At 61.2% G+C, this 11,601-nt stretch carries 9 protein-coding genes; all 9 read left to right on the top strand.

What is annotated here, in order from left to right; translation table 11 throughout:
• Positions 1-2 precede the first annotated feature (2 nt).
• The 9 genes from mutL (at position 3) to AC1RMX_RS07510 (ending at position 11,594) form a co-directional block, all read left to right on the top strand.
• Positions 3-1,901, top strand: coding sequence for a DNA mismatch repair endonuclease MutL (gene mutL / locus AC1RMX_RS07550; protein WP_493071621.1), 1,899 nt, complete (start codon positions 3-5; stop codon positions 1,899-1,901).
• Positions 1,901-2,872, top strand: coding sequence for a tRNA (adenosine(37)-N6)-dimethylallyltransferase MiaA (miaA, locus tag AC1RMX_RS07545; protein WP_493065932.1), 972 nt, complete (start codon positions 1,901-1,903; stop codon positions 2,870-2,872). The genes mutL and miaA overlap by 1 nt, the downstream gene beginning before the upstream one ends.
• Positions 2,873-2,965: 93 nt before the next feature.
• Positions 2,966-3,226 (top strand): RNA chaperone Hfq, encoded by a 261-nt coding sequence (hfq, locus tag AC1RMX_RS07540; protein WP_007902656.1) that lies wholly within the window; start codon positions 2,966-2,968, stop codon positions 3,224-3,226.
• A 12-nt stretch (positions 3,227-3,238) separates the two neighbouring features.
• Positions 3,239-4,540, top strand: coding sequence for a ribosome rescue GTPase HflX (hflX, locus tag AC1RMX_RS07535; protein ID WP_096819817.1), 1,302 nt, complete (start codon positions 3,239-3,241; stop codon positions 4,538-4,540).
• Positions 4,541-4,636: 96 nt separating this feature from the next.
• A complete protein-coding gene (gene hflK / locus AC1RMX_RS07530; protein WP_085685164.1) occupies positions 4,637-5,806 on the top strand; it encodes an FtsH protease activity modulator HflK in 1,170 nt (389 codons plus the stop codon).
• A complete protein-coding gene (gene hflC, locus AC1RMX_RS07525; protein ID WP_007950723.1) occupies positions 5,806-6,675 on the top strand; it encodes a protease modulator HflC in 870 nt (289 codons plus the stop codon). The genes hflK and hflC overlap by 1 nt, the downstream gene beginning before the upstream one ends.
• 312 nt (positions 6,676-6,987) lie before the next feature.
• On the top strand, positions 6,988-8,175 hold the full coding sequence (locus AC1RMX_RS07520; protein ID WP_085746509.1) for an ATP phosphoribosyltransferase regulatory subunit: 1,188 nt from the start codon (positions 6,988-6,990) through the stop codon (positions 8,173-8,175).
• Between the two features lie 54 nt (positions 8,176-8,229).
• Positions 8,230-9,519, top strand: a complete 1,290-nt coding sequence (locus tag AC1RMX_RS07515; RefSeq protein ID WP_085711159.1) for an adenylosuccinate synthase — start codon at positions 8,230-8,232, stop codon at positions 9,517-9,519.
• Positions 9,520-9,659: 140 nt separating this feature from the next.
• Positions 9,660-11,594, top strand: a complete 1,935-nt coding sequence (locus AC1RMX_RS07510; RefSeq protein ID WP_096819816.1) for a methyl-accepting chemotaxis protein — start codon at positions 9,660-9,662, stop codon at positions 11,592-11,594.
• Positions 11,595-11,601: the final 7 nt, after the last annotated feature.

Here is an 11,601-nt window from a genome sequence, read left to right as displayed (position 1 = left end):
AGGTGTTGAACGCTGCCCGCATTGAACTGCTCAGCCCACGGCTGGCGAACCAGATCGCCGCTGGCGAGGTGGTTGAGCGCCCGGCCTCGGTGATCAAGGAATTGCTGGAAAACAGCCTCGACTCCGGCGCCAAGCGCATCGACGTCGATGTCGAGCAGGGCGGCGTCAAGCTGCTGCGGGTGCGTGACGATGGCAGCGGCATTTCCGCCGATGACCTGCCGCTGGCGCTGGCCCGTCACGCCACCAGCAAGATCCGCAACCTTGAAGACCTCGAACAGGTGATGAGCCTGGGTTTCCGGGGCGAGGCACTGGCGTCGATCAGCTCCGTGGCGCGCCTGACCCTGACGTCGCGTACCCGCGATGCCGATCAGGCCTGGCAGGTCGAGACCGAAGGTCGCGACATGGCACCCCGCGTGCAGCCGGCGGCGCATCCGGTCGGCACCTCGGTGGAAGTCCGTGACCTGTTCTTCAACACCCCGGCACGGCGCAAATTCCTCAAGACCGAAAAAACCGAATTCGATCATCTGCAAGAAGTGATCAAGCGCCTGGCGCTGGCGCGTTTCGACGTGGCCTTCCATCTGCGCCACAACGGCAAGACCATCCTCAGCCTGCACGAGGCTCACGATGACGCGGCCCGCGCCCGGCGTGTGGCGGCGATCTGCGGTTCGGGCTTCCTTGAGCAGGCGTTGCCGATCGAGATCGAGCGCAACGGCTTGCACCTGTGGGGTTGGGTCGGTCTGCCGACGTTCAACCGCAGTCAGGCGGACTTGCAGTATTTCTTCGTCAACGGCCGTGCGGTGCGCGACAAACTGGTGGCCCACGCGGTGCGTCAGGCCTATCGCGATGTGCTGTTCAACGGCCGGCATCCGACGTTCGCGCTGTTTTTCGAGGTCGATCCGGCAGCGGTCGACGTCAACGTGCACCCGACCAAACACGAAGTGCGCTTCCGTGACGGGCGCATGGTGCATGACTTCCTGTATGGCACCTTGCACCGTGCCCTCGGCGATGTGCGACCGGAAGATCAGCTTGCCGGTTCGGTCACCACCGCGATCGTCCGGCCAACCGGCCTCGAGGCCGGTGAGTTTGGCCCGCAAGGTGAAATGCGTCTGGCCGCCAATGCGCTGCTGGAGCAGCCGCAGGCACAACCGGCGTTCAATACCTCGTCGGGCGCCAGCACTGGTGGCGCTTATCAGTATCAATACACGCCGCGCCCACAACCCGCCGTGCCGGCCGCTGAAGCTCAGGCTGCGTACCGCGAGTTTTTCGCGCCGCTGCCCGAGGCGAATGCCAATGCGCTACCGGCCGGTCAGGAAGACATTCCGCCACTTGGCTATGCGCTGGCGCAGCTCAAGGGCATCTATATCCTGTCCGAGAACGCCCAGGGCCTGGTTTTGGTGGACATGCACGCCGCTCACGAGCGGATCATGTATGAGCGCCTGAAGATCGCCATGGCCAGCGAAGGCCTGAGCGGTCAGCCGTTGCTGGTGCCGGAGTCGCTGGCGGTCAGTCAGCGTGAGGCCGATTGCGCTGAAGAGCATGCGGCGTGGTTCCAGCGTCTCGGGTTCGAATTGCAGCGTCTGGGCCCGGAAACCCTGGCGATCCGCCAGATTCCGGCCCTGCTCAAACAGGCCGAAGCCAACCGTCTGGTGGGCGACGTACTGTCGGACTTGATGGAATACGGCACCAGTGACCGGATCCAGGCGCACCTGAATGAACTGCTCGGCACCATGGCCTGCCACGGCGCGATCCGCGCCAACCGCCGCCTGGCCTTGCCGGAAATGAACGGTCTGCTGCGCGACATGGAAAACACCGAGCGCAGCGGTCAATGCAACCATGGCCGACCGACCTGGACCCAACTGGGTCTGGACGATCTGGACAAACTGTTCCTGCGCGGTCGTTGATGAGCCAGCTTCCTCCAGCGATTTTCCTGATGGGCCCGACCGCTGCGGGCAAGACCGACCTGGCCATCGAGCTGACCAAGGTGCTGCCGTGCGAGTTGATCAGCGTTGATTCGGCGCTGGTCTATCGCGGCATGGACATCGGCACGGCCAAACCGTCCAAAGAACTGCTCGCCGAACATCCTCATCGGCTGATCGACATCCTCGACCCGGCCGAGAGTTATTCGGCGGCCGATTTTCGCCGCGATGCCCTGCAAGCCATGGCCGAAATCACCGCACGCGGAAAAATTCCGCTGTTGGTAGGCGGCACGATGCTCTATTACAAGGCTTTGGTCGACGGTCTGGCGGATATGCCGGCGGCGGATCCCGAGGTTCGTGCGCAGATCGAGGAGGAGGCTGCACGCCTTGGCTGGCAAGCCTTGCACGATCAGTTGGCAGTGATCGATCCGGAATCGGCGGCGCGTATTCACCCGAATGATCCTCAGCGCCTGAGTCGTGCGCTGGAAGTCTATCGGGTCAGCGGTCAGAGCATGACTGAACTGCGGCTGAAACAATCTGAACAAAGTACCCAAGCTGCGGCATCGGGACTGCAACAATTGCCCTATACTGTCGCGAACTTGGCCATTGCTCCGGCAAATCGTCAGGTACTGCACGACCGCATTAAACAAAGATTCACAAATATGCTGGAACAGGGATTCATCGACGAGGTCGTAGCCCTGCGTAATAGAAGTGACCTGCATGCCGGGTTGCCGTCTATACGTGCGGTAGGCTATCGCCAAGTCTGGGATTACCTGGATGGCAAGCTGACGTCGGCTGAAATGCAGGAGCGGGGCATCATTGCCACGCGCCAATTGGCCAAACGCCAGTTTACCTGGCTGCGCAGCTGGGACGATTTACACTGGCTCGACAGTCTGGATTGCGACAATCTGCCACGCGCCTTGAAATACCTTGGGACCATCTCCATATTGAGCTGAGTCCTTGCAATTGCCGTCTATCCTTGGGGGTGTGGCGGCAAAAGCCATCTGATTACCTATTTTTTATATTGAATCCTTAAAGGAGTGCGGCACATGTCAAAAGGGCATTCGCTACAAGACCCTTACTTGAATACTTTACGTAAAGAGAAAGTTGGGGTTTCCATCTACCTGGTCAACGGTATCAAACTGCAAGGCACGATCGAGTCGTTCGACCAGTTCGTTATCCTGCTGAAGAACACCGTCAGCCAGATGGTTTACAAACACGCTATCTCTACAGTCGTGCCGGTTCGTCCAATTCGTCTGCCAAGCGCAACCGAATCCGAAGCAGGTGACGCTGAGCCAGGTAACGCCTGATAGGAGTCTCCTTTGTTCTTTGAGCGCCACGGTGGTGGTGAGCGAGTCATCCTCGTTCACTTGGATGGACAGGACCCTGAGGCGCGCGAAGATCCGCAGGAGTTTCAGGAGTTGGCAAATTCGGCCGGCGCCGAGACCGTTGCGTTTTTTAACGTGCCGCGTCATCGGCCAACGGCCAAATTCCTGATTGGCAGCGGCAAGGTCGAGGAACTGCGCGACCTGGTCCACGCCGAAGAAGCCGATCTGGTGATCTTCAATCACGTCCTCACGCCCAGTCAGGAACGTAACCTCGAACGTGTTTTCGAGTGTCGCGTGATCGACCGTACCGGTCTGATTCTCGATATTTTCGCCCAGCGCGCCCGTACCCATGAAGGCAAGCTCCAGGTCGAACTGGCCCAGCTTGACCACATGAGCACCCGGCTGGTTCGCGGCTGGACTCACCTTGAGCGTCAGGGTGGCGGTATCGGCATGCGCGGTCCGGGTGAAACCCAGCTCGAAACCGACCGGCGACTGCTGCGGGTTCGCCTGCGCCAGATCAAGGGGCGGCTGGAAAAAGTGCGCAGCCAGCGCGAACAGTCGCGTCGCGGCCGCTCGCGTGCGGATATCCCAACCGTGTCTCTGGTGGGCTATACCAACGCCGGCAAATCCACGCTCTTCAATAACGTGACGAAATCCGACGTGTACGCGGCGGACCAGTTGTTCGCCACGCTGGACCCGACCCTGCGCCGTCTGGAACTGGACGACCTGGGGCCGATTGTCCTGGCCGACACCGTGGGTTTCATTCGTCATTTGCCGCACAAGCTGGTCGAGGCATTTCGGTCTACGCTCGAAGAGTCGAGCAATTCCGACCTGCTGTTGCACGTGATCGATGCGGCCGAACCGGATCGCATGTTGCAGATCGAGCAGGTGATGGTGGTGCTGGGCGAGATTGGTGCCCAGGACTTGCCGATCCTCGAGGTCTATAACAAACTCGATTTGCTTGAAGGCGTTGAGCCACAAATCCAGCGCGACGAAAACGGCAGGCCTCAACGGGTCTGGCTGTCGGCGCGGGATGGCACTGGTCTGGAATTGCTTGAGCAAGCCATTGCCGAATTGCTGGGCAGTGATTTGTTTGTCGGAACCTTGCGTTTGCCCCAGCGGTTTGCGCGTCTGCGTGCACAGTTCTTCGAGCTGGGCGCGGTACAGAAAGAAGAATACGACGAAGAAGGTGTCAGCTTGCTGGCCATTCGATTGCCACGCTCGGAGCTCAATCGACTGGTCAGTCGTGAAGGCGTTGTGCCGACGGAGTTCATCGAGCAACACACTTTGCAATAAAAGCCTGAAAAAGCGGTTGTGCCGCAACGGCAGGCATTCTGTAGCATTGGTCGGCGCGCCGTGGGTGCGTCTTTGCTTTATCAGATGGAGAGCGCTATGGCTTGGAATGAGCCGGGTGGCAACTCGAACAATCAGGATCCTTGGGGTGGCAAGCGCCGCAATAACGGCGATCGCAAGGGACCACCAGATCTCGACGAGGCCTTCCGAAAGCTGCAGGAAAGCCTGAACGGGTTGTTCGGTGGTGGTAAGAAACGGGGTGACGATGGCGGTGGTTCGGGCAAGAGTGGCGGCTTCGGCGGCCTGCTCGGCATCGGCCTCGTCGTGCTGGCGGCCGTGTGGCTGTACAGCGCGGTGTACGTGGTGGACGAGCAGGAGCAAGCCGTGGTGCTGCGCTTCGGCAAGTACTACGAGACAGTCGGCCCGGGCCTGAACATCTATTTCCCGCCGATCGACAAGAAGTACATGGAAAACGTCACGCGTGAGCGTGCCTACACCAAGCAGGGCCAGATGCTGACCGAAGACGAGAACATCGTCGAAGTGCCGCTGACCGTGCAGTACAAGATCAGCAACCTGCAGGACTTCGTGCTGAACGTCGACCAGCCGGAAATCAGCCTGCAACATGCGACCGACAGTGCGCTGCGCCATGTGGTGGGTTCCACCGCGATGGACCAGGTGCTGACCGAAGGTCGTGAGCTGATGGCCAGCGAGATCAAGGAGCGTCTGCAACGTTTCCTCGATACCTATCGCACCGGTATCACCGTCACCCAGGTCAACGTACAGAGCGCAGCCGCACCGCGTGAAGTGCAGGAAGCCTTCGATGACGTGATCCGCGCCCGTGAAGACGAGCAGCGTTCGCGCAACCAGGCTGAAACCTACGCCAACGGCGTGGTGCCGGAAGCCCGTGGTCAGGCCCAGCGCATCCTCGAAGATGCCAACGGCTACCGCGACGAAACGGTCTCGCGCGCCAAGGGTGAGGCAGATCGCTTCACCAAGCTGGTTGCCGAGTATCGCAAGGCGCCCGAGGTCACGCGTCAGCGTCTGTACCTGGACACCATGCAGGAAGTCTTCAGCAGCACCAGCAAGGTACTCGTGACCGGTAACAAGAACGGCCAGAGCAACCTGCTTTACCTGCCGCTGGACAAAATGATTCAGAACAGTTCGGGCAGCAATGCACCGGTCACCGGCTCGGCTGCCGCCAGCAACAACACGGACGTCACGCCGCATGTCACTGACCTGCCGCAGTCGCGCACAAGGGAGACCCGCTGATGAGCAATAAATCGCTGATCGCCCTGATCGTTGGCGTTGTTGTGGTACTGGTTGGCTGGAACTGCTTCTACATCGTGGCTCAAACCGAGCGTGCGGTGTTGCTGCAGTTCGGTCGTGTGGTTCAGGCCGATGTTCAGCCTGGTCTGCATGTGAAGGTGCCTTACGTTAACCAGGTGCGTAAATTCGACGCACGTCTGATGACGCTGGATGCACCGACACAACGCTTCCTGACGCTGGAAAAGAAAGCCGTGATGGTCGATGCCTACGCCAAGTGGCGCGTGAAGGATGCCGAGCGCTTCTACACCGCGACTTCCGGCCTCAAGCAGATCGCCGACGAGCGTCTGTCCCGTCGTCTGGAATCGGGCCTGCGTGACCAGTTCGGTAAACGTACCCTGCACGAAGTGGTGTCCGGTGAGCGCGATGCGCTGATGGCCGATATCACGGCGTCGTTGAACAAGATGGCGGAAAAAGAGCTGGGTATCGAAGTGGTCGATGTCCGGGTCAAGGCCATCGATCTGCCGAAAGAAGTGAACCGCAGTGTGTTCGAACGTATGAGCACCGAGCGTGAGCGTGAAGCTCGCGAGCACCGCGCCAAGGGTAACGAGCTGGCCGAAGGCATCCGTGCCGACGCCGATCGTCAACGCCGCGTGCTGCTGGCTGAAGCCTATCGTGAATCCGAAGAGATTCGCGGTGACGGTGACGCCCAGGCTGCTGCGATCTACTCCAAGGCCTACGGCCAGGATCAGGAGTTCTACGGTTTCTACCGTAGCCTGCGTGCCTACCGTGAAAGCTTCGCGAACAAATCCGACGTCTTGGTCCTCGACCCAAGCAGCGACTTCTTCCGTTACCTGGAAAAGTCCAAGCCTTGATACGACGTTGACCTGAATCATTCCGCCCGGCGGCTAAAACCTCGGGCGGGGTGATCCTTTGGGAAAACGTGTGTATGATGCGGCAGCCGGGAAATTCCCGGCTTTTTTGCGTCTGCACGTTTGATTGCTGTTTTTGTTGCAGAAGACGGGTTGAATGACCCGACAGTTTTTCGAGGAAAGTGATGGGCGAAGCCGGTAACAGGCCTTTCGCCGCGTCGTTCATGCGCGTGCGTTTTGAACGGGCCGGTCATTTTCTGCTTCACTCAAGGCTCGCCCTCGGGCTGGCCGCCCGGATCTAAGGGGAATGGCGTAATGGCAACGGTAGACCGCTGGCTGCTGCCAGATGGCATCGAAGAAGTACTGCCACCGGAAGCGGCGCGCATTGAAGTCGCGCGTCGTCAGGTGTTGGATCTGTTCCAGAGCTGGGGTTACGAGTTTGTCGTGACTCCTCATATCGAGTACCTGGAATCCCTGCTGACCGGCGCGGGCCAGGACCTGGATCTGCGTACCTTCAAGGTCATCGACCCGCAATCGGGCCGGCAGATGGGGTTCCGTGCCGACATCACGCCGCAAGTGGCGCGCATCGATGCGCACACCCTGCGTCGTGAAGGCCCGAGCCGTCTGTGCTACGCCGGCAGCGTGCTGCATGCCCAGCCGCGTGCCTTGTCGTCCTCGCGCAGCCCGATCCAGTTGGGCGCCGAGTTGTACGGCGATGCGAGCCCGAGCAGCGACGTTGAAGTCATCAGCCTGATGCTGGCCATGCTGCAACTGGCCGATGTGCCGGACGTGCACATGGACCTGGGGCATGTCGGCATCTACCGCGGTCTGGCCCAGGCGGCCGGTCTGTCGGGTGAGGTCGAGCAGCAGTTGTTCGATGCGTTGCAACGCAAGGCTATCGACGAGGTCATTACCTTGACCGAAGGCCTGCCGGCCGATCTGTCCGGCATGCTGCGTGCGCTGGTCGACCTGTGCGGCGGCCGTGAAGTATTGAGCGCTGCCCGTGAGCGTCTGGCCAATGCGCCGGCGCCGGTACTGGCCGCGCTGGAAGATTTGCTGGCGATCGCCGAGCGGCTGTCGGCGCGCTTCCCGGAGCTGCCGCTGTACTTCGATCTGGGCGAGTTGCGCGGTTACCACTACCACACGGGTGTGGTGTTCGCGGTGTTCGTGCCGGGTGTTGGCCAGTCCATCGCTCAGGGCGGTCGTTACGACGACATCGGCGCTGACTTCGGTCGCGCCCGTCCGGCCACCGGCTTTTCCACCGATTTGAAAACCCTGGTGACCCTGGGGCGTGCTGAGATCGAGCTACCGTCTGGCGGTATCTGGATGCCTGACAGTACGGATGCGGCACTCTGGCAGCAGGTTTGCCAGTTGCGCAGTGAGGGTCAGCGTGTCGTTCAGGCGTTGCCTGGACAACCTTTGGCCGCCGCCCGTGATGCGGACTGCGACCGGCAATTGATCCAGCAGAACGGGCTTTGGCAAGTATCGCCACTGGCTTCTTGAGTTTTCCTGCCGGCCACCGCCGGCACCAAGTTTGCGCGAATGAGGACAAGTGTTATGGGTAAGAATGTCGTAGTCCTGGGCACCCAATGGGGTGATGAGGGCAAAGGCAAGATCGTTGATCTGCTGACCGAACATGCTGCCGCCGTAGTGCGCTACCAAGGTGGCCACAACGCTGGCCACACGCTGGTGATCGACGGTGAAAAAACCGTCCTGCACCTGATCCCGTCGGGCGTGCTGCGCGAAGGCGTGCAGTGCCTGATCGGCAACGGCGTGGTGGTTGCACCCGACGCCCTGCTGCGCGAGATCACCAAGCTGGAAGAGAAAGGCGTACCGGTGCGCGAGCGCCTGCGTATCAGCCCGTCCTGCCCGCTGATCCTGTCCTTCCACGTGGCGCTGGACCAGGCCCGTGAAAAGGCCCGTGGCGAGCTGAAGATCGGTACGACCGGTCGCGGCATCGGCCCGGCGTACGAAGACAAGGTTGCACGTCGTGGCCTGCGTGTTGGCGACCTGCTCAACATGCCGCGCTTTGAAGACAAGCTGCGTGAACTGGTGGACTACCACAACTTCATGCTGGTTGGTTACTACAAAGAGCCTGCCATCGAGTTCGAAAAGACCCTGGCCGAGTGCAAGGAATACGCTGAGCTGCTCAAGCCGCTGATGCTGGACGTTACTGCCGAGCTGCACGACCTGCGTCGCGCTGGCAAAGACATCATGTTCGAAGGCGCCCAAGGTTCGTTGCTCGACATCGACCACGGTACCTACCCGTACGTGACCAGCTCCAACACCACCGCTGGTGGCGTGGCGACCGGTTCGGGCGTTGGCCCGATGTTCCTGGACTACATCCTGGGCATCACCAAGGCTTACACCACTCGCGTAGGTTCGGGTCCATTCCCGACTGAGCTGTTCGACGAAGTCGGAGCACACCTGGCCAAACAAGGTCACGAGTTCGGTGCTACCACCGGCCGTGCCCGTCGTTGCGGCTGGTTCGACGCCGTTATCCTGCGTCGCGCTATCGATGTGAACAGCATCTCGGGCATCTGCCTGACCAAGCTGGACGTACTCGACGGTCTGGAAACCATCAACATCTGCACCGGCTACAAAGACGCGCAAGGCAACGCTGTTGCGCCGACTGACGCTGACAGCTACGTGGGCCTGCAGCCTGTGTACGAAGAAGTGCCGGGCTGGACCGAATCGACCGTGGGCGCCAAGACCCTGGAAGAGCTGCCGGCCAACGCTCGTGCCTACATCAAACGCGTTGAAGAGTTGATCGGCGCGCCGATCGACATTATTTCGACGGGCCCGGACCGCAACGAAACCATCGTTCTGCGTCATCCGTTCGCTTGATAAGTCGTTGATGTAAAAACACAAAGGCCCCTTCATCGGGGCCTTTGTCGTTTATGCCTGTTGGACGGCATGACCTTTGCTGTGAATCTGTCTACAAGAGTGCCATCAAATTAATGGCGTCAGAAGTAGAGGGATTCACAGTGTCGGCCGTTCTCTCACTGTTACAAAGCCGTTTGTTGCGGCCCGTATTCGTTACCCTAGGTATCGCCCTTTTGGTGCAAGTGTTGGTGGCCGTCGCCCTGACGCGGAGCACCGTCACCGCGCTGGAAGCCGATCTCGGTGCTCGCCTGGGCGTCGACAGTCAGAAGCTGTCCGGCGAGCTGGAGCAGGCCGGGCGTGAGGTCACGTCGAGCCTCGATACCTTGTCCACCAACACTCGTCAGCGGCTGACTGCAGGCCTGTCCTCGCGTCTGAAGGACGAGCAGGCACAACTGCGTGCGACCCTGGAAAAAGACCTGAAGGACTCGGCCAACGACATGGCCCAGTTGCTCGCGTCCGTAGCGCCTCGCGCCATGTGGGACAGCGACGTGCCGACCCTGTCCGAATTCGCCCGCCGAGCCCAGCGCAATCCCAACGTGCTGTTCGTGGTTTACGACGACGCCACCGGCCAGCATCTGACCCGCTATCTCAACCGCGAAAACCCGATCAACAAGGCCCTTTTGGAAAAAGGCCAGGGTGAGCGGGCGCTGGATAAAGTGCTGGATGCGGCGAAGAACGATCCCTCGGTCTATTACCTCGAGGCGTCGATCAATCCCAACGGAGTCGAAATCGGCAAGGTGCTGATGGGCGTCTCGACGGCCTCGGTGGATGCCGATCTGGCGGCGCTCGATCAACGCTTCTCGGCGCTGATCGCCAGCAGCGATCAACTGGTCGGCGACAGCCTCAAGGGCGCGGCCGCCGACAGCGCCACGGCCATGCGCGCGCGCTTGCAATCGGCGCAGTCCACCGCTGCGGAGATGAAAGCCAACACCACCAGCACCGTGCAGGACGCCGCCGCGACACTGCGCTGGCGTATCGGCATGGGCCTGGCGCTGGTTGGTGCCGGCGTGCTGTTGCTGCTGGCCGTGGTGCTCGGTCACCGTGTGGTCAACCGCTTGAAGATGCTCAACGCCGCCATGGATGATCTCGCGGCGGGTGAGGGCGATCTGACCAAACGTGTGCAGATCAACAGCAAAGACGAAATCGGCGACATGGCTTCGGCGGTCAACCGCTTTGTGGATAAGTTGCAACCGATCGTGCGCGAGGCCGGGGATGTGGCTCAGCGTACCGGCGTGGAAATCGGCGCGATGACGTTGCGCAATGCCGGTGCCGACGCGGCGGCCGGGATGCAGCGTGATGAAGTCGCCGAGAGCTTGCGCGCGCTGTCGCAAATGGCCGATGAGGCGCAGTCGGAAAGCCATGCGATGCAGGCGGCGCTGAAGCAGGTGGTGGATATTCGCCAGGCCACCGACGAGAACACCCGCACGTCGGCCAAGGTCGGCAGCCTGATCGAGGCGCTGGCAGGGCAGGTCGATACCGGCGCCAAAGTCATCGAGCGCCTGGCGCAGCAAAGTGAGCAGATCGAAGTGGTGTTGACCGTGATTCACGGCATCGCCGAGCAGACCAACCTGCTGGCGCTCAACGCCGCCATCGAAGCGGCCAGAGCTGGTGAGACGGGGCGAGGGTTTGCGGTGGTGGCGGATGAAGTCCGTGCGCTGGCGAGCAAGACCCAAAGCTCCACTGGCGACATCCAGGCGCACATCGTGGCCTTGCAGCAGGGCGCTCGTGAGGCGGTTGAGGCGATCGGGCAGGCCGGGCGCCAGGCCAGCGAAGGTTTGCTGGTGCTGCGTGACAGCGCGCGACTGCAGCAGTCGGTGCAGGCGTCGGTCGAGCAGGTGCATGCGGCGATTGGCCTGGCGACTCAGGCCGCGGCGCATCAGGCGCAGGGCGCGCAGGCTGTGCGTGGGCGCGTCGAGACGATTCATGCCCAGGCCGAGAAAGCCGCTCAGGCGGTGGTCGAAACAACGGCCAGCGGCAAGGTGCTGGACGGGCTGGCGGCGCAGCTCAAGGCCAGTCTGGGTCAGTTCCGGGCTTGATATATTG

Source organism: Pseudomonas sp. GW822-FHT03F04 (assembly GCF_058801405.1).
Note: the sequence above shows the minus strand (reverse complement) of the source record. Positions and strands in the feature narration are given on the sequence as shown.